At 73.5% G+C, this 17,547-nt stretch carries 16 protein-coding genes; 10 read left to right on the top strand and 6 right to left on the bottom strand.

Annotated elements, in window-relative coordinates; all coding sequences use genetic code 11:
* Positions 1 to 3: 3 nt before the first annotated feature.
* The 4 genes from K7396_RS01810 to K7396_RS01795 form a co-directional block, all read right to left on the bottom strand.
* Positions 4 to 849 (bottom strand): ABC transporter permease, encoded by an 846-nt coding sequence (locus tag K7396_RS01810; protein WP_086717010.1) that lies wholly within the window; start codon positions 847 to 849, stop codon positions 4 to 6.
* Entirely contained in the window at positions 846 to 1,748 is a 903-nt protein-coding gene (locus tag K7396_RS01805) for an ABC transporter permease (protein WP_086717011.1), read from the bottom strand. Before K7396_RS01805 ends, K7396_RS01810 begins: the two co-directional genes overlap by 4 nt.
* A gap of 1 nt (position 1,749) precedes the next feature.
* Positions 1,750 to 2,883: a polyamine ABC transporter substrate-binding protein gene (locus K7396_RS01800; RefSeq protein WP_086717012.1), complete on the bottom strand. Its 1,134-nt coding sequence runs from the start codon at positions 2,881 to 2,883 to the stop codon at positions 1,750 to 1,752.
* A 148-nt stretch (positions 2,884 to 3,031) separates the two neighbouring features.
* Positions 3,032 to 4,183 (bottom strand): aromatic ring-hydroxylating oxygenase subunit alpha, encoded by a 1,152-nt coding sequence (locus tag K7396_RS01795; RefSeq protein ID WP_107421160.1) that lies wholly within the window; start codon positions 4,181 to 4,183, stop codon positions 3,032 to 3,034.
* Positions 4,184 to 4,514: 331 nt separating this feature from the next.
* Here K7396_RS01795 and K7396_RS01790 point away from each other — a divergent pair, with 331 nt between their 5' ends.
* The 8 genes from K7396_RS01790 to K7396_RS01755 all read left to right on the top strand — a co-directional run bounded on the left by K7396_RS01790 (position 4,515) and on the right by K7396_RS01755 (position 12,621).
* A complete protein-coding gene (locus K7396_RS01790) occupies positions 4,515 to 4,925 on the top strand; it encodes a hypothetical protein (protein ID WP_086717014.1) in 411 nt (136 codons plus the stop codon).
* Positions 4,922 to 6,196 (top strand): NADH-ubiquinone oxidoreductase-F iron-sulfur binding region domain-containing protein, encoded by a 1,275-nt coding sequence (locus K7396_RS01785; RefSeq protein ID WP_152104222.1) that lies wholly within the window; start codon positions 4,922 to 4,924, stop codon positions 6,194 to 6,196. Before K7396_RS01790 ends, K7396_RS01785 begins: the two co-directional genes overlap by 4 nt.
* Positions 6,197 to 6,209: 13 nt before the next feature.
* Positions 6,210 to 6,401, top strand: a complete 192-nt coding sequence (locus tag K7396_RS01780) for a ferredoxin (RefSeq protein WP_152104223.1) — start codon at positions 6,210 to 6,212, stop codon at positions 6,399 to 6,401.
* Positions 6,402 to 6,403: 2 nt separating this feature from the next.
* Positions 6,404 to 8,491 carry an acetate--CoA ligase family protein gene (locus K7396_RS01775; protein WP_086715156.1) on the top strand — a complete coding sequence of 696 codons (2,088 nt, stop codon included), beginning with the start codon at positions 6,404 to 6,406 and terminating at the stop codon, positions 8,489 to 8,491.
* Between the two features lie 31 nt (positions 8,492 to 8,522).
* A complete protein-coding gene (locus K7396_RS01770) occupies positions 8,523 to 9,695 on the top strand; it encodes an acyl-CoA dehydrogenase family protein (RefSeq protein WP_086715154.1) in 1,173 nt (390 codons plus the stop codon).
* Between the two features lie 47 nt (positions 9,696 to 9,742).
* The gene (locus K7396_RS01765) at positions 9,743 to 10,915 is read left to right on the top strand and encodes an acyl-CoA dehydrogenase family protein (protein WP_086715152.1); all 1,173 of its coding nucleotides are present in this window, start codon (positions 9,743 to 9,745) and stop codon (positions 10,913 to 10,915) included.
* Positions 10,916 to 11,039: 124 nt separating this feature from the next.
* Positions 11,040 to 11,906, top strand: coding sequence for a 3-hydroxybutyryl-CoA dehydrogenase (locus K7396_RS01760; protein WP_086715151.1), 867 nt, complete (start codon positions 11,040 to 11,042; stop codon positions 11,904 to 11,906).
* 103 nt (positions 11,907 to 12,009) lie between these two features.
* Entirely contained in the window at positions 12,010 to 12,621 is a 612-nt protein-coding gene (locus K7396_RS01755) for a TetR/AcrR family transcriptional regulator (RefSeq protein WP_086715149.1), read from the top strand.
* 28 nt (positions 12,622 to 12,649) lie between these two features.
* On the opposite strand, the gene K7396_RS01750 is transcribed toward K7396_RS01755, so the two are convergent.
* Together K7396_RS01750 and K7396_RS01745 are read right to left on the bottom strand one after the other, a co-directional pair.
* Positions 12,650 to 13,645 (bottom strand): D-cysteine desulfhydrase family protein, encoded by a 996-nt coding sequence (locus tag K7396_RS01750; RefSeq protein ID WP_086715147.1) that lies wholly within the window; start codon positions 13,643 to 13,645, stop codon positions 12,650 to 12,652.
* Between the two features lie 102 nt (positions 13,646 to 13,747).
* A complete protein-coding gene (locus K7396_RS01745) occupies positions 13,748 to 14,140 on the bottom strand; it encodes a PPOX class F420-dependent oxidoreductase (protein ID WP_086715145.1) in 393 nt (130 codons plus the stop codon).
* 189 nt (positions 14,141 to 14,329) lie between these two features.
* Here K7396_RS01745 and K7396_RS01740 point away from each other — a divergent pair, with 189 nt between their 5' ends.
* On the top strand, positions 14,330 to 14,881 hold the full coding sequence (locus K7396_RS01740) for a MarR family winged helix-turn-helix transcriptional regulator (protein ID WP_086715142.1): 552 nt from the start codon (positions 14,330 to 14,332) through the stop codon (positions 14,879 to 14,881).
* Complete coding sequence (locus K7396_RS01735; protein ID WP_086715139.1) at positions 14,878 to 17,499, top strand: MFS transporter; 2,622 nt, start codon at positions 14,878 to 14,880, stop codon at positions 17,497 to 17,499. The genes K7396_RS01740 and K7396_RS01735 overlap by 4 nt, the downstream gene beginning before the upstream one ends.
* Positions 17,500 to 17,547 lie beyond the last annotated feature (48 nt).

The raw sequence follows: 17,547 nt of genomic DNA, 5'->3' as shown, positions 1-17,547 counted from the left end.
GTGTCACTTCCCGGAGAGCAGATCGAGGCCACCACGGCGGCCGAACAGACGCGGGATGGCCAGGGCGAGACCGACGAGGCCGACGGAACCGGCGAGCATCAGCGTGCCGACGGCGTTGATGGTGGGCTGGACGCCGAACCGGATCGCCGAGTAGATGCGGACGGACAGCGGCTGCGGGTCCACTCCGGTGGTGAAGTAGGCGAGCACGAAGTCGTCGAAGACCAGGGCGAAGACGAGCACCGCGGAGGCCAGGATGCTGGGCAGCAGCGCGGGCAGGGTGACCAGGCGCAGCGCCTGCCACCGGGTGGCGCCCAGGTCCATCGCCGCCTCCTCGACCTCCGGGTTGAGGGCGGCGATCCGCGAGCGCAGGATCACCGTCACATAGGAGATGGAGAAGGTGATCTCCGCGAGCATCACGGTGCCCGAGGAGAGGGTGATGTCCATGCCCTTGAAGAGCAGCATCGCGGCGACGCCGGTGACGATCTCCGGGGTGATCAGCGGGACCAGCATGATCAGGCCGGCCAGCGAGCCGAGCCGGGTGCGGCAGCGCACCAGCCCCAGGGCCAGCGCCACGCCCAGGACCACCGAGCCCGCCATGGCCACCAGGGAGACCCGCAGGCTCATGCCGAGCGATTCGAGCAGCACGCTGTCGTGGAAGAAGGCGGAGTACCAGCGCAGGCTGAAGCCCTTGAGGACGGTGAGCGACTTCTGCCCGTTGAAGGAGAAGAGGACCACCACCGCGATGGGGAGGTAGAGGAGGAGGAAGAAGAGGGCGGTGACCGTGAGGGCGAGCCGGGGCCTGCGGTCGGTGCCGCGGCGGTGCCGGCGGTGCGGGGTGCGGAGCGTCATCGGGCGGCCTCCGCCTCGTCCTTGCGGGTGCGCCGCAGATAGCCGAGCATCCCGATGAAGAGCACCGCCATCATCAGCATGGTGAGGGCGGAGCCGAGCGGCCAGTTCTGGCCCTGGAAGAACTTGTCCTGGATCAGGTTGCCGATCATGATCTGGTCCGGCCCGCCCATCAGCTGGGCGCTGACGAAGTCGCCCATGGCGGGCAGGAAGACGAGGACGGCGCCGGCGGCTGCGCCCTGCCGGGTAGCCGGGAGGGTGACGAAGAAGAAGGTCCGCAACGGCCCGCCGTACAGGTCGCGTCCCGCCTCGATCAGGGAGAGGTCCATCCGCTCCAGTGCCGCGTACAGCGGGATGATCATGAAGACGATGAAGCCGTAGACGAGCCCGGCGACGACCCCGGTCCCGCTCTGCAGGATCTTGGTGTGCGCGTCGGCGAGTCCGACCGCGCGCAGCGCCCTGAGCACGGGGCCGCCGTCGGACAGCACCACCGACCAGCCGTACATCCGCACCAGGTAGTTGGCGAAGAACGGGACGACGATCGCGGCGATCAGCAGGTTCTTGAACCGTCCGCCGTGCAGCGCGATGGTGTACGCGACCGGATAGGCCACGACCAGGCAGACGGCGCAGGCGATCAGCGCGAAGCCCAGCGAGCGCAGCAGCACGATGCGGTAGGCCGGGTCGGCCATCGCCGCGATGTTGGCGAAGTTGAACCCGAACCGCGGGTTGCCGAGGGGGTCGGTGGTGCCCAGGGCCAGGGTGGCCACGAGGATCAGGGAGGCGATGAGGAACCCGGTCATCCACAGGGTGCCGGGGAGCATGAGCCAGGTCCACAGCCGGGTGCCGGACGCGGAGCGCCCGCGCCGGTCCCGGAGTGCCCCGGAGGGGGTGCGTTGTGCCATGTCAGCCGGCTTTCACGTGGGTCCAGGCGGTGTCGCGGGCCTGCTCGCCCGCCGGGGACACGTTGCGGAAGAAGAGGTCGGCCTTGAGGTCGTCGGGGGAGACCAGGCACTGCGGGAACGGCTTCACGATCGAGGCGTAGACGTCCTCGCTGCCGCCGACCGGCATGGGGTAGCCGATGTACCGGATGTTCTTCCGTACGTTCTCGGGTCTGAGCATGTAGTCGATGAAGAGCATCGCCGTGCCGGGGTGGCGGGCGTTGGCGGGGATCGCGTAGCAGTCCGAGTTGATCGGCGCGCCCTCCCGGGCGACCTCGAAGCCGAGCACGGAAGGGTCCTTGGCCTGTCCGAGCATGGCGGCCATGTCGCCGCTCCAGGCCTGGGTCATCGCCGCGTTGCCGTTGAGCAGGTTGTTGTAGCTGTCGCTGGAGAAGCCGCGCAGCCGGGGGCGGAGGCTCTGCAGCGTCGCGGTGATACGGGCGAGGTCGCGCGGGTCGGAGGTGCCGACGTCCAGGCCGAGCCGGAGCGCGGCCATCCCGAGGACCTCGTCGCGGTCGTCGAGGACGAAGACCTGTCCCTTGGCCCGGGCGTTCCACAGGTCCTTCCAGGAGCCGGTCAGGTCGTCGCCGATCCGGTCCTTCCGCCAGCCGATGCCCGTCTTGTACATGGTGAACGGCACGGTGTGCGCGGAGCGGCGGTCGTACCAGGGGTCGGCGAAGTAGCGGTACGTGCCGAAGACCGCGCCGGCGTGGCGGAGCCGGGAGTGGTCGATACGGCGCAGCCGGCCGCCGTCGGCGAGGCGCTGCGCCCACTTCGCGGTGGGGAAGATGATGTCGTAGCGGTTCCCGGCGTTGAGCTTGGCGGCCATGCCCTCCATCGAGTCGAAGTTCGACTGGACGACCTTGACGCCGTACTCCTTCTCGAATCCGTCGAAGACGGCCGGGGCGACGAAGTCCGCCCAGTTGAAATACACCAGGTCGCCGTCCGCCTTGACGTCGATCGGCCGGTCCGGGTCGCCGAAGGCGTCGCGGTCCTCCGGCAGAAAGCCGCAGCCGGCCAGGCCGGCGCCGAGCGCCGCGGCGGCGCCCGAGCGCAGGAGCGCGCGCCGGGACACGGGTGGGGGTTCCTCGGGGGACATGAGGTCCTCTCCGTAGGGGGTGTGCGCTGCTTCAGGGAACGGTCGCGAAGACACGGAAGCCCTGTCCTCCGTGCGGGACCTGTCAGCCGTGGCGCGGGGCGGCGCGCGCCGAGGGGGACGGCTCGTGGCGCTGTCTCACCGGTGGGGGTCAGCGCATCGCGCCGCCGAGGTCGGTGCGTACCCGGTCGGCGAACCAGCCGACCGCGGCCTCGCGGCGGGACAGGGGGCCCGGCTCGAAGCCCGGGGTGCCGAGGCCCTTTTGCACCCGGGACACCAGTTCGGCGTCTTCGTCATTGGTGATCCAGCCGATGTGGATGTTGAGCCGGCGCGCGAGCCGGGTCCGCGCGCTCGTCCCGCGCCGCGTGTAGAACGCGCCGGGGACGGCCACCCGGTCGACCGCCGTCGGTATGGCGGTCCAGGCAAGCACATGGTCGGGGTAGAAGTCGATGAGTGTGTTGGGGTAGATCACGGCGTACCGCCAGATCCGCCGGTCGGCCTCGGTGAGGCCGGGCATGGGGGAGGCGAGGCGCTGGTAGAGCCGCTCGGCCCAGTTCGAGGACGGCTTGTCGCGCAGCGGCGAGGCGAACAGGGCGTAGGACCCGTCGGTCTCGCAGGTGTACCCCTGGTAGTCCAGCAGCCGCATCAGCCCGGGGTGGGCGACCGGGACGTGGTAGCCCTCCAGGTAGTTGTCGACGGCGACCTTCCAGTTGGCGTGCTGTACCTCCGCGCCGGCCAGGTCGTGGATGCGGCTGCGGCCGACTGGTACCAGGTCGCTGCCCGCGTAGTGGCCGACGGCCTTCGCCAGCCCGGCGCACTGCTCGGCCAGCGGCACGGCGGCCGGGTCGAGGTTGGCGAAGACGAACCCCAGGAACGACTCCACCCGGACCGGGAAGAGGCCGAGCGAGGGCTTGTCCAGGCAGGGGATCTGCCGGGCTTCGGGCGCGCCGACCAGCCGCCCGTCGAGCTTGTACGTCCAGCCGTGGTACGGGCAGCGGATGGCCTTGCCGGACGCCTCGGGGGCGGCGACCAGACGGGTGCCGCGGTGCCGGCACACATTGAGGTGCCCGGCCAGGGTGCCGTCCTCGGTGCGGACGACCAGGACCTCGCGGTCGGCGACGGTGGCCGCGAGCCGGGCGCCGGGGCCGGGGAGGTCGGACTCGTGGCACACCAGCTGCCAGGACCTGGCGAAGATGTGCCGTGTCTCGGCGGCGGCCGTGGCCGGGTCGGTGTAGTAGCGGGCGGGCAGCGCCTGCCCGGGGACGTCCTGTGCCGTCGGTGTCGTGGTGGCTTCGGGGTGCATCGGGGTCACTCCTCCGTGCCGCACGGGGTGCCCGGGGCCGTGGCGGGCAGGGCGCGGTGGCACGTCCCTGGACCGGCGCACCGGATCCGTGCTGACTAATTGGTCAGTCAGATTGCTGGCGGGTTTCAACGAAGTCAAGACTTGTGTCCTGACTAATTGATTAGTTAGCTTAGTCGTGTCGCTGCTCCGGCGCTCCGCCGCACGGATCCCGGAAGCGAGCGGGCGCGCCGCGCCCCGGTCCCCCCCCGCAACGGCACTGCACCCCGGCACCTGGCCACGGCGACGCCCCGTCCGGCGGCCCGGCACCCCACCCCTCTCCCCGGAGGCACGCATGAGCGGTCGTCGGAACCTGATCTGGCTCGGGCTCACCCCCGAACCCGAACGGGAACTGCCCGCCACCGTCGCGGCCCTGCGCACCGCCGCCCGGCGGACGGCCCCGGCCCCCGAGGAGGCGGCCGAGGCCGAGCGGCGCCGCGTCGAGCGCCTGATCCTGCACGGCACCCAGCGCGGCTGGCTCCGCTACCTCGCCGAGGTGACCGGCCTGGTGACGGCGGTCGCCGGCCGGGAGAGCCCCGGCGACCGCCGGGCCGCCCTCCGCGCGGCCGAGGTCGTACTGGACCACCACCGCATGCTGATCGGCCTGCCCGGACCGGGGTACGACCGGACGGCCGCGGACCGCAGAGCCCTGGAACGCGTGGTGCGCGCCCTGCGCACCGCCCCACCGGACGGAGACCGAGGATGACCGGGATCGACTCCCTGATACCGCCGGGCGCCCCCTCCGTGCTCGGCACGGCACCGGGCGTGACCGAGGACGTCCGCGCGTATCTGGCCGCCGGCGGCTACCGAGGCGCGATCGGCGCGGCGGAGCTCCTCGACCGCCTCGACGGCCTGCGCGGGCGGGGCGGCGCCGGCTTCCCCGCCGCGGCCAAGCTCCGCGCCGTCCGCGACGCCGGGCCCCGCCCCGTCGTCGTGGCCAACGGCGAGGAGGGCGAGCCCGGCTCCGTCAAGGACCGCTGGCTGCTGCGGGCCCGCCCGCACCTGGTCCTGGACGGGCTGGCGCGCGCCGCGGAGATCACCGGCGCGGAACGCGGCTACGTCTACGTCTCCGACACCGTGGCCGGCGAGCGGATCCGCCGGGCGCTCGCCGAGCGGACGCCCCGGCTGCCGTGCGACGTCGTCGACACCGACCACACCTATGTCGCGGGGGAGGAGACCGCCGTGGTCCGCCGGATCAACGGCGGCCCCGCCCTGCCCACCGCCAAACCGCCCCGCCCCTTCCAGCAGGGCGTCGGCGGCGCCCCGACGCTCGTCGCCAACGTCGAGACCCTGGCCCGGATCGCGCTCATCGCCGCCCGGCCGGACCGCCGGCGCCCGGCCGCCCGCGCGACCCTGGTCACGCTCGCCGGCCGCGGCGCCGCACCCCTGCTCGCCGAGGTGCCCTACGGCTGCACCCTGCGGACCCTGGCACGGGCCCAGGGCACCCCCGAGCCGGCCGGCGTCCTCATGGGCGGCCTCTTCGGCGGACTGCTCGGCCCCGGCCGACTCGACCTGGCGCTGGACCCCGACACCCTCGCGGCCGCGGGCACGGCACTGGGCTGCGGGGCGATCCGCTTCCTCGCCCCCGACGAGTGCCCGGTGTCCCTCGCCTCCGCCGCCGTCGCCCATCTCGCCGCCGAGAGCGCCCGGCAGTGCGGCATCTGCGTCGCGGGCACCGGTTCCGTACGCGACGCCCTCGGCGCCCTGACCCACGGCACCGCCGACGCGGGCCTCCTCACCCGGCTGCGGCGCTGGTCCACCGCACTGCCCGGCCGCGGCGCCTGCGGCCTGCTCGACGCCGCCGCGGGCACGGCCGGCAGTCTGCTGCGCGCCTTCCCCGACCTGGTCCGCGCCCACCTCGACGCCCCCTGTCCCGGCTGCGCCTCGCCCGCCGACGCCGGCCGGCTCACCGTCCCCGTCCCGCACGTCGCCCGCGCCGCCGTGCCCCGCCCCCGCTCCGCCGCCTCCCCCCGCTGAAAGGACGACCGCCGTGAAACTCCGTCTCGACGCCACCCGCTGCCAGGGCTACGGCCTGTGCCAGGAACCCGCACCGGACCTCATCGACCTCGACGAGTTCGGCTACGCCGCCGTCACCGCCGACCCCGCGCCGGGCGCCTCGGAAGACGCCGCCCGCGCCGCCGCCGAAGCCTGCCCCAACTCCGCGCTCCGGCTGGAGAGGTGACCATGGGACGTGATCTGTCGGCGCTGTTCGACCCGAAGTCGGTCGCGGTGGTCGGAGCCAGTGACGACCCGGCGAAGTACGGCCACGCGGTCGCCGCCCAGGCCCTGCGGGCACCCGACCGCCGGCCCGTCCACCTGGTGAACCGCCGGGGCGGCACGGTCCTCGGGCGCACCGCGGCCACCTCGCTCGCCGGAATCGGCGAACCCGTCGACCTCGTGGTGATCGCCGTACCGGGCGCCGGCTTCGAGGCCGCCGTCGACGAGGCACTCGCCTGCGGGGCCCGCGCCCTCGTCGGCATCACCGCCGGCTTCGCCGAGACCGGCCCCGCCGGGCTGGCCCGCCAGCAGGCCGTCGCCGACCGGGTACGTGCCGCCGGCGCCGTCCTCGTCGGCCCCAACTGCCTCGGCATCACCGACAACACCACCGAGCTCTACCTCGCCTCCGACCGCTTCGCGCCCGGCGGCATCGCCCTGCTGAGCCAGAGCGGCAACCTCGCCCTCGAACTCCAACTCCGCTGCGCCCCGCACGGGCTGGGCTTCTCCCGCTTCGTCTCGCTGGGCAACCAGGCCGATGTCACCCTCGTCGACCTGATCGAGGACGCCGCCCGGCACGACGCCACCCGGGCCATCGCCGTCTACGCGGAGGACTTCGGCGACGGCCGGGCCTTCGCCGAGGCGGCCGCCGCCGCGGGCAAACCGGTGGTCCTGCTCACCGCCGGGCGGGGCGCCGCCTCCGCGCGCGGTGCCCAGTCCCACACCGGCGCCCTGACCACCTCCGCCGACGTCGTGGCCGCCGCCTGCCGCGACGCCGGCGTCGAACTGGTCGCCACCCCCCACGAGATGACCGTCGTCCTCGCCGCGCTGCACGGCGGGCGGCGCGCCACCGGACACCGCACCGCGGTCTGCACGGACGGCGGCGGCCACGGCGCCATCGCCGCCGACGCCGCCGAGGCCGCCGGGCTGGCCGTGCCCGAACTCGGGCCCGCCGCGCAGGACCGGCTCAGGACGCTGCTGTGGGAACAGTCCGCGGTGGGCAACCCCGTCGACCTCGCCGGGATGGGGGAACAGAACCCGCACTCCTACGGCGACACCGTCTCCGCGCTGCTCGCCCTGGACGAGGTCGACTCGGTCGTGTTGACCGGGTACTTCGGCGGCTACTCGGCGGCGACCGGCGGCCTGGGCGGCCCGGCGGCCGAGAGCGGCACCGCGGGCGGCGGGAGCGCCCTCGCGGCGGGCGAGCTGGAGACCGCGCAGCAGATGGCCGCCCATGCGGCGCGCACCGCCAAACCCCTGGTGGTGCAGTCGATGTTCCCGGACGCACCCAGCTGCCGGACGCTGGTCGAGGCGGGCATACCGGTGTTCGCCGCCACCGAGGACGCGGCCCGCGCGCTGGCCGCCATGACCGCGGACGAGGCCGCGGGACCGCCCGGCGTCCGCCCGCTGCCACCGGCCGCGGCACCGCTGCGCGACCCCGGCTACCACGGCGTCCGCGCCCTGCTGAGCGCCGCCGGGGTGCCCTTCCCCGCGGCCCGTGAGATCGCCGATGAAGCCCAACTGCACGCCGCTGCCGACGCGTTCGAGGGCCCCTACGTCCTCAAGGCCCTCCACCTCCTGCACAAGTCCGACGCCGGCGGGGTCGCCCTGGCCCTGCCGGACCGGGCCGCGCTCCTCGCCGCCTTCCGGGAGATGCACGCCCGGCTCGGCGCCGCCTCCTACTCCGTCGAGGCGATGGCCGACCTGACCGACGGCGTCGAGCTGATCGTGGGGGTCCGGCGCGACCCCCGGTTCGGCCCGGTCGCCATGGTCGGCCTGGGCGGAGTGCTCACCGAGGCCCTGCACGACGTCGCCTTCGCCCTGGCCCCCGTCCCGGCGGCCCGCGCCGTACAGCTGCTGACCGGGCTGCGGACCGCCGCGCTCCTCCACGGTGTCCGCGGCCGCCCCGCCGTGGACCTGACCGCGGCGGCGGCCGTGATCGAGCGCCTCACCACGCTCGCCGCCGCCCACCCCGAGATCGCCGAGATCGAGGTCAACCCGCTGCTCGTCCGCCCGGACGGCGCCCTCGCCCTCGACGCCCGCGCCGTACCGGCCTGACGCCCGCCCCGCCCGCCGCCCCGGAGGAACCATGGACTTCCGCTACACCGCCCGCCAGGCCGATCTGAAGGCCCGCGCCGCCGCCTACACCGAGCTGCTCTTCCGCTACGAGGACCAGGCCGAGGAGGCCGGCGGACCGCTGCCGGCCGACACCGTCAGGGAACTGACCCGGGCCGCGATCGACGCCGGCGTCTACGCCATCAACATGCCAGAGAAGTGGGGCGGCCCCGGGCTGTCGCTGCTCGACCAGGTCATCGTCGAGGAGGAGTTCGGCAAGGTCACCAACTGCCTGTGGGACATGCCCTGGCGGCCCGCGAACGTGCTGGCGTACGGCACCCGGGCCCAGCGGGAGAAGTACCTCCTCCCGGTCATCCGGGGCGAGCGCTTCGACGCCTTCGCGGTGACCGAACCCGGCGCGGGCTCCGACCCCTCCTCCGGCACCAGTACCGCCACCCGCACCGAGGGCGGCTGGCTGCTCAACGGCGAGAAGTGGTTCGTCACCTGCGGCGACGTCGCCGACTTCCTGCTGGTGCAGGCCGATGCGGGACCGGAGCGGGCCGCGACCCTCTTCTTCGTCGACAAGCAGGCACCGGGCGTCCGGATGACGCGGGTGCCGCGCTTCATGCACTCCGCGGTGAACGGGCACCCCGAGTTCACCTTCACCGACGTCTTCGTGCCCGACGAGGACGTCCTCGGCGGCGTCGGCAACGGCTACGAACTCACCAAGGAATGGTTCACCGACGAACGGCTGATGATCGCGGCCCGTACCACCGGCGCCGCCGAGCGGGCCCTCGGGCTGGCGCGGGACTGGGCGGTGGAGCGCCGGCAGTTCGGGGCGCCGATCGCCGACTTCCAGCTGGTGCAGGGGATGCTGGCGGACTGCGCGGTGGACATCGCCGTCAACCGGGCCTACACCCACCAGGTCGCCTGGGAGGCCGACCAGCCGGGCGCCGACCCCAAGGCGCTGCACGCCAAGGCATCGACGGCCAAGCTCGCGGCGAGCGAGGCGGCGGGCCGGGTCATCGACCGGTGTGTGCAGATCTTCGGCGGGCGCGGCTACGACCGTTCGTACCCGGTCGAGCGGCTCTACCGCGAGCTGCGGGTGGACCGGATCTGGGAGGGCACCTCCGAGATCCAGCGCCTGATCATCGCCAACGAGCTGATCAAGCGCGGCACCCGCGCCCTCGACCTGCCCCTGCCCTGACCGCGGCCACCACCCCACCCGGCACCCCATCGACTCCGAGGACTGACATGGACTTCCGTCTCACCCCCCGCCAGGCGGACCTCAAGCGCACCGCGCGCGAACTCACCGAGACCCTCACCGCGTACGAGACCGACTGCGAGGAGAACAACGGCCTGACGGCGGACGACCACGCCGCCATCCGCGACGCCGTCCTCGCCTCCGGCCTGCAGGCCGTCAACATGCCCCGGGAGTGGGGCGGCGCCGGGCTGACCATCCTGGAACAGGCCATCGTCCAGGAGGAGTTGGGGCAGCTCACCGGCGCCCTGTGGGACACCGTCTGGCGCCCCGCCAACGCCCTGCGCTTCTGCACCCCCGCCCAGCGCGCGCGTTTCCTCGAACCGGTCATCCGCGGCGAGCGCCGCGACTGCTACGCGGTGACCGAGCCCGGCGCCGGATCCGACCCGCAGAACCTGGCGACCACCGCGATGCGGACGGCCGACGGCTGGACGCTCAACGGCGAGAAGTGGTTCGTGACCGTCGGCGACCACGCCGACTTCATGATCGTCCTCGCCGCCGCGGGCCCGGACCGGGAGCCGACGCTCTTCCTCGTCGACAAGGACACCCCCGGCATCGAGATGACCCGGGTGCCGCGCTTCATGCACACCTTCGTCTACGAGCACCCCGAGTTCACCTTCACCGGGGTGCGGGTCCCCGAGGACGCCGTGCTCGGGGGAGTGGGCAACGGCTATGACATCACCCGGTCCTGGTTCACCGAGGAACGGCTGATGATCGCGGCCCGTACCACCGGCGCCGCGGAACGGGCGCTCCGGCTGGCGCGGGACTGGGCGGTGGAGCGCCGGCAGTTCGGGTCGCCGATCGCCGACTTCCAGCTGGTGCAGGGGATGCTGGCGGACTGCGCGGTGGACATCGCCGTCAACCGGGCCTACACCCACCAGGTCGCCTGGGAGGTCGACGAGGGCACCGTCGACCGCAAGACGCTGCACGCCAAGGCGGCCATCGCCAAGCTCGCGGCGAGCGAGGCGGCCGGACGGGTCATCGACCGCTGTGTGCAGATCTTCGGCGGGCGCGGCTACGACCGTTCGTACCCGGTCGAGCGGCTCTACCGCGAGCTGCGGGTGGACCGGATCTGGGAGGGAACCTCCGAGATCCAGCGCCTGATCATCGCCGGCGAACTGGTCAAGCGGGGCACCGGCGTCCTGCAACTGCCCACCGCCTCCTGACCCGGCCGGGCACCCCGGTCACCGGCCGGGGCACCCGGCCCCGCCCCCGCCGTACCCCGCCCGGCGCCCTCACCCGCCGGGCGGGACCCGCGAGACGTCCCGGAGCACCGGCCCAGGAGGAGCGATGTCGCAGCGTGCAGTCGAAACAGTCGGGGTCGTGGGCTGCGGCCTGATGGGCTCCGGCATCGCCGAGGTGTGTGCCCGTGCGGGCCGGGAGGTGCACGTCGTCGAGACCGGCCCGGCCGCCGCGGACGCCGGGCTCCGCCGGATCACCGGCTCCCTGGAACGCGCCCCGGCGGCCGGCCGGCTCTCCGCCGGGGACCGGGACGCCGCGCTCGCCCGGATCACGGTCGGCACCGACCTGGCGGCGCTGGCCGACCGTGACCTGGTCGTCGAAGCCGTCGCCGAGGACGAGCGGGCGAAGCTGGCCGTCTTCACCCGGCTCGACGAGGTGGTCCGGCGCCCGGACGCGATCCTGGCGACCAACACCTCCTCCCTCCCCGTCATCCGCCTCGCCGCGGCCACCGCCCGCCCCCAGCAGGTCATCGGCCTGCATTTCTTCAACCCCGTGCCGGTGCTGCCGCTCGTCGAGCTGGTGCCCTCCCTGCTGACCGGCGACGACACCGTCCGCAGGACGCACTCCTTCGCCGCCGACGTGCTGGGCAAGGACGTGGTGCGCGCCGCGGACCGCGCCGGGTTCCTCGTCAACGCCCTGCTCGTGCCCTACCTGCTGGACGCGGTGCGGATGGCCGAGTCCGGCGCGGCCTCGGCGGACGACATCGACCGCGGGATGCGGCTGGGCTGCGCCCACCCGCTGGGGCCGCTCGCCCTGGCCGACCTGATCGGCCTCGACACGACTCGGGCGATCGCCGAATCGCTCTACGAGGAGTTCCGCGAGCCCCGCTACGCGCCCCCGCCGCTGCTGTCCCGGATGGTCGACGCGGGCCTCCTCGGCCGCAAGTCGGGCCGGGGCTTCCACTCCTACCCCTGACCCCGCCGGGCGGCGGACCGCCGAGGGCGCCGATGCGGGAAGATGGACCCGGCGGGCCCGCCGGACCGCCGAGGACACCGACACCGACCCGGGGAGCACTCACGTGGCCAAGGCTGAACGCACTCTCGAAACGCGGGAACGGATCCTGTCCGCCGCGTGCGAAGTGATCGCCGAGGTCGGCTTCGAGAAGATCCGGATGCGGATGGTCGCGGAACACGCCGGTGTGTCCACCGCCCTGCTCCACTACCACTTCGAGAACCGTGAGCGGCTCTTCGCCGAGGCGATGACGCACTCCTTCGCCCAGACCGGCACGGAACTCGAACGCGACGCCGACTCGGTGCCCGCCTCGGTGGTCCTCGCCCGCATCCTGCACAACATGCTGCCCACCGACCCCGAACTGCGGCAGGACTGGCGGCTGTGGCAGGAGCTGTGGGTGCGGGCCCTGCGCGACGAGACCGCCCGCCACTTCGCCGTCGACCTGTACGACCAGCTGCACACCTGGATCGGCGAGGCCGTCCGGCGGGGCATCGCGTCGGGCGAGTTCAGCGACTGCGATGTGGAGGCGGTCAGCACCCTCCTGGTCTCCCTGAGCGACGGGTTCGGCATCCGGCTGATGCTGGGCGACCCCCGCATCGACCTCCCCGCCGCCCAGGCGGCCATCTGGCACGCCGTCGCGGGCACCCTCGGCGTCCCCGACGCCTTCCCCGAGATCTGACCCCCGGCCGGCGTCCGCGCCGCCGCGCTCACTCGTGGAGCGGCAGGACCGTGAGCGCTTCCTGGCAGCGGGCGACGGCGTCGCCGTGGCCGAACAGGCCCGGCAGCCCGCCGGAGTGCAGCAGGACGGTGCGCCGCCCGGGAGCCACGCTCCCGTCCCGCACCGCCGCCCGCAGCCCGGCCAGCGCGCGCCCGGTGTAGACCGGGTCGAGGGCGATGCCCTCCGTACGGCCCGCCAGCGTCAGGGCGTCCATCGACTCCTCGGTCAACGTGCTGTACCCGGCGCCGACCTGGTCCCGTCGCAGCCGCAGGCTCTCCGGTGTGTGGACGGTGCCGGACAGCGCGGTGACCAGGCCGGTGACCGTGCCCGCCGGGTCGGGCACCGCCCCGCAGTCGACGCCCAGCACCTTCCCGGGGCCGAGGGTGTCGACCAGCCCGGCCATCGTGCCGCCGGACCCCAGGGCGACGACGACGGTGTCCAGGTCGGGGGCCTGGCCCAGGAGTTCGCGCCCGCACTCGGCATAGCCGTACGCCCCCAGCGGGCTGGAGCCGCCCAGCGGAATCAGCGCCGGGACGGCTCCCCGCTCCCGGAGCCGCTCCGCCACGCCCCGGGCCGCGGCCGCGAGCCCGCTGCCGCTCACGTCTCCGGCCCAGACGACCCTGGCCCCGAAGAGGCCGTCGAGGACGAGGTTCCCGGAGGCCGAGTCACCGGCCGCGCCGGCCAGCACCAGGACCACATCGAGCCCGAGCCGTTGGCCGGCGGCCGCGGTCAGCCGGGCGTGGTTGCTCTGTGCGGCGCCGGTCGTCACCAGGGTCGTGGCGCCCTCGGCGAGCGCCGCACCGCAGATCCACTCCAGTTTCCTGACCTTGTTCCCGCCGCCGCCGAGCCCGGTGAGGTCCTCGCGCTTGATCCACAGGTCGTCCGCCCCGAGGCCGAGCGCGCGGGCCAGCCGCGGCGCCGGCTCCAGCGGGGTCGGCCAGGTCGCGAGCGCTGCCCGCCGGGGGGTGCCGCCGTGCGAACTCATCGTCTTGCCCTTCCGTCTGACCTGCGGTGCCGTTCCGCCGGCCAGCGTGCCATGCCGCGGCCCGGCGGCGTACCCCGCACGGCACTCCGGGACGGGCGTGCCTCAGCCCGTGCCGCTGATGCTCTCCGGCGCGATGACGAAGAGGACCCGCTCCTCGTCGCGGCCGCCGTACCAGGGGTAGGGCCCGCCGAGGTACTTCCGGGCGAGCTGCTCGATGTGCTCGACCGCGCCCTCGGTCGTGGTCTCGACCACCCGGCCGCGCACCTGGAAGTAGCGCGCGGGGTGCTCGGGGTCGCTGACGGCCACGGCGACGCGGGGATCGCGCGCGATGTTCCGGGTCTTCACATGGCCGCGGACGCTGTTGATCAGCACATGGGTGCCGTCGGTGTCGACCCAGGTCTGGGTCAGCTGGGGGGAGCCGTCGGGCATCGAGGTGGCCAGAAAGCAGGGGCTCGGCCGGCGCAGCAGCGCGAGAAGTTCAGGGGGAAGGTGCACGACGGTCTCCCGGCCGGATCGGAGGGGGCGGCGGCCGGTCCGGACCGCCGGGGGTACTTTCTCACCCCCGTCGCCACTCCCGTCACCCGGTGCCGGGTGGTGCGGAGCAGACGCATCCAGCCGCTATGCTTGCTGGATACAAGCAAGGTATTCAGCGGACCGACAACATCACCGCGAGGGATCACGACGATGAGTAAGGGCACGGTCCATGCCTGCGACCGGGCTGCTCCGCAGGTCACCGCCGCGTCGGGACTCGACGAGGCGGCCGCCGGACTGGGAACGGAGATCGTCCGCTTCTCCCGGCTGATCGCGGCGTGGAAGCAGCGCGCCAAGACCGACGGCGGCGCCGCCGACCGGGTGCTGCTGGCCCGGCTGGTGGTCGGCGGGGACCAGCGGGCGACCGATCTGGCCGCCGACGCGTTCCTCGACCTGTCGACCGTCAGCCGCCAGGTGCGCTCGCTGGTCGAGCGGGGACTGGTGACCCGCCGCCCCGACCCGGAGGACCGCCGGGGGTCGCTGCTGGCGGCGACCGACGCCGGACGTGCCGCCTTCGCGCACTACCGCCGGCAGCGCGACGCCGAACTGGCCGCGCTCCTCGAACCCTGGTCGCCCGGCGACCGGGCCGACCTCATCCGGCTGCTGGGCCGTCTCAACGAGGACATGGCAGAACGACAACACACACGGCTGGGCCCCGGGGGAGACCAGGGCGGGGCCGTGGAGCAGGGAGACATACGTACATGAGCACAGCCACCTCCCCGCCCGCCGCGGGAGCCGAGGCGATACCCGGACCCGGGTCCCTGAGCCACCGTCAGATCCTCACCATCCTCAGCGGCTTGATGCTGGGGATGTTCCTCGCCGCGCTCGACCAGACCATCGTCAGCACCTCCATCCGGACCATCGCCGACGATCTGCACGGCCTCAGCGAGCAGGCCTGGGCGACCACCGCGTACCTGATCACCTCGACGATCGCCACCCCGCTGTACGGCAAGCTGTCCGACCTGCACGGCCGCAAGCCGTACTACCTGACGGCGATCACCGTCTTCGTCGCGGGCTCGGTGCTGTGCACGTTCTCCACCTCGATGACCGAACTCGCCGCCTTCCGGGCGGTGCAGGGCCTGGGCGCCGGCGGTCTGATGTCCCTGGCGCTGGCGATCATCGGTGACATCGTCCCGCCCCGCGAACGCGCCCGCTACCAGGGCTACATGCTGGGCACCTTCGCCACCTCCAGCGTCGCCGGACCGCTGATCGGCGGGGCGCTCGCCGGACAGGACCAGCTCCTGGGCATCACCGGCTGGCGCTGGGTCTTCCTGGTCAACGTGCCGATCGGCATCATCGCGCTGTTCGTGGTCGCGAAGGTGCTCAACATCCCGCACACCAGGCGCGATCACCGCATCGACTGGTGGGGCGCGCTCACCATCTCCATCGGCGTCGTTCCGCTGCTGCTCGTCGCCGAACAGGGCCGGGAGTGGGGCTGGGACTCGTCGCGGTCGATCGCCTGCTACGTCATCGGCGTCGTCGGCATCATCGCCTGGATCTTCGTCGAGCGGCGGATCGGCGACGACGCGCTGATCCCGATGCGGCTGTTCCGCAACGGCACCTTCAGCAAGACCAGCCTGCTGTCCGTGCTGATCGGCATGGGCATGTTCGGCGGGATGCTGATGATCCCGCAGTACCTCCAGCTCGTGAAGGGCGCCAGCCCGACCAAGTCCGGCCTGGAGATGCTGCCCCTGATGGCGGGCATGTTCATCGCCTCCATCGCCTCGGGCCAGATCACCGCCAAGACCGGCCGCTACAAGATCTTCCCGATCATCGGCACCGCGCTGATGATCGCGGCGATGCTGCTCTTCCACTTCCGGGTCCAGTGGGACACCCCGCTGTGGGAGACCATGATCTACATGCTGGTCTTCGGCCTGGGCCTGGGCGGCTGTATGCAGACCCTGGTGCTGGCCGTGCAGAACGCGGTGCCGCCGCGGGACATGGGCGTGGCGACCGCCTCGTCCACCTTCTTCCGGCAGATGGGCGCCACGGCGGGTACCGCGATCTTCCTGTCGGTGCTGTTCAGCACCGTCGGCGACAAGATCTCCGCGGCGTTCAAGGACGCCGCGTCCACCGAGCGCTTCCAGGCCGCGCTGCGCGACCCCGCGGTGCTGCACGACCCCGCCAACAAGCCGGTGCTCGACATGCTCAAGCACCCCGGCAACGGCAACTCCTCGGGCGTGCTCAGTGATTCGTCCTTCATCCAGCACCTCGACCCGCGGCTGGCCGAGCCGTTCAAGCGCGGCTTCGCGGACTCGATGCACACCGTGTTCCTCATGGGCGCGGTCGTCGTCGCCCTGGCCTTCCTGCTGATGTGGTTCATCAAGGAGGTGCCGCTGCGGCAGATCTCCGGTCTGGAGGCGCGTGCGCAGGCCGAGGCGGAGGCCGCCGGGGGAGCGGGCGGTGCCGTGGAGGGCGCGGCGAACGGTGCCGGGCACGGGGCCGACACGGCGGTCGCCGAGGCGCCGTCCGGGCCGGCCGACGCTCCGGCCGCCGACGCCGTACCGGTCCTCGCCGCGGCCCCCTCGGGAGCCGCGGACCGCGGCGCCGGCACGACCGGCCCGGCGATCCGGGGCACGGTGCGGGACGGCGCGGGCCGTCCGGTGGCGCAGGCCGCGGTCACCCTGATCAGCGTCGGCGGCCGGCAGCTCGGCCGGACGTCGACCGCGGCCGACGGCGGCTACACCCTGCCCACGACGGGCCCCGGCACCTACGTGCTGATCGGCTCGGCGGGGGCCCGCCGGCCGCAGGCCGTGACGGTGGTGGTGGGCGGCGAGCCCGTCTCGTTCGACCTGACCCTCAGCGGCGCGGCCGGTCTCTCGGGCGAGGTCCGCGAGGAGAAGGGCGACGACCCGGTGCCCGGCGCACTCGTCGTGGCCACCGACGTCCGCGGCGAGGTCGTGGCCTCGGGCGTGGCCGGCCAGGACGGCGGCTTCGCGTTCGGTGAACTGACCCCGGGCAGCTACACCCTGGCCGTCAGCGCCGAGCACCACCGCCCGTCCGCCCTCCAGGTGGAGGTCACCTCCGGCGACCGCAACTGGTACGAGGTGCGGCTGACGCTCGGCGCCCAGGTCCGCGGCACGGTCCGTACGGTGCGCGGCGGCCCGGTGGACGACGCCCGGGTGACCCTGCTGGACCCGGCGGGCAATGTGGTGGCCAGCGCCACCAGCGGCCAGGACGGCGAGTACGTCTTCACCGACCTCGACAGCGGTGAGTACACGCTGATCGCCGCCGGCTACCCGCCGGTCGCCACCCCGCTGCACCTGGGGGCCGACGGTCACGGCGCGTTCGACATCGAACTGAGCCACGACCAGGCCCACTGACCAGGGCCCGGCGACGCGGGGGAGGGGTCCGGTGCGAACGGCGCGCCG

Origin of the sequence: Streptomyces angustmyceticus (assembly GCF_019933235.1) — a bacterium.
Taxonomy (GTDB): domain Bacteria; phylum Actinomycetota; class Actinomycetes; order Streptomycetales; family Streptomycetaceae; genus Streptomyces; species Streptomyces angustmyceticus.
Note: the sequence above shows the minus strand (reverse complement) of the source record. Positions and strands in the feature narration are given on the sequence as shown.

Excerpts from the sequence above, each read along its gene's own strand:
- K7396_RS01810 (WP_086717010.1), bottom strand. The coding sequence starts at position 849 with ATGACGCTCCGCACCCCGCACCGCCGGCACCGCCGCGGCACCGACCGC.
- K7396_RS01805 (WP_086717011.1), bottom strand. The coding sequence starts at position 1,748 with ATGGCACAACGCACCCCCTCCGGGGCACTCCGGGACCGGCGCGGGCGC.
- K7396_RS01800 (WP_086717012.1), bottom strand. The coding sequence starts at position 2,883 with ATGTCCCCCGAGGAACCCCCACCCGTGTCCCGGCGCGCGCTCCTGCGC.
- K7396_RS01795 (WP_107421160.1), bottom strand. The coding sequence starts at position 4,183 with ATGCACCCCGAAGCCACCACGACACCGACGGCACAGGACGTCCCCGGG.
- K7396_RS01790 (WP_086717014.1), top strand. The coding sequence starts at position 4,515 with ATGAGCGGTCGTCGGAACCTGATCTGGCTCGGGCTCACCCCCGAACCC.
- K7396_RS01785 (WP_152104222.1), top strand. The coding sequence starts at position 4,922 with ATGACCGGGATCGACTCCCTGATACCGCCGGGCGCCCCCTCCGTGCTC.
- K7396_RS01775 (WP_086715156.1), top strand. The coding sequence starts at position 6,404 with ATGGGACGTGATCTGTCGGCGCTGTTCGACCCGAAGTCGGTCGCGGTG.
- K7396_RS01770 (WP_086715154.1), top strand. The coding sequence starts at position 8,523 with ATGGACTTCCGCTACACCGCCCGCCAGGCCGATCTGAAGGCCCGCGCC.
- K7396_RS01765 (WP_086715152.1), top strand. The coding sequence starts at position 9,743 with ATGGACTTCCGTCTCACCCCCCGCCAGGCGGACCTCAAGCGCACCGCG.
- K7396_RS01760 (WP_086715151.1), top strand. The coding sequence starts at position 11,040 with ATGTCGCAGCGTGCAGTCGAAACAGTCGGGGTCGTGGGCTGCGGCCTG.
- K7396_RS01750 (WP_086715147.1), bottom strand. The coding sequence starts at position 13,645 with ATGAGTTCGCACGGCGGCACCCCCCGGCGGGCAGCGCTCGCGACCTGG.
- K7396_RS01740 (WP_086715142.1), top strand. The coding sequence starts at position 14,330 with ATGAGTAAGGGCACGGTCCATGCCTGCGACCGGGCTGCTCCGCAGGTC.
- K7396_RS01735 (WP_086715139.1), top strand. The coding sequence starts at position 14,878 with ATGAGCACAGCCACCTCCCCGCCCGCCGCGGGAGCCGAGGCGATACCC.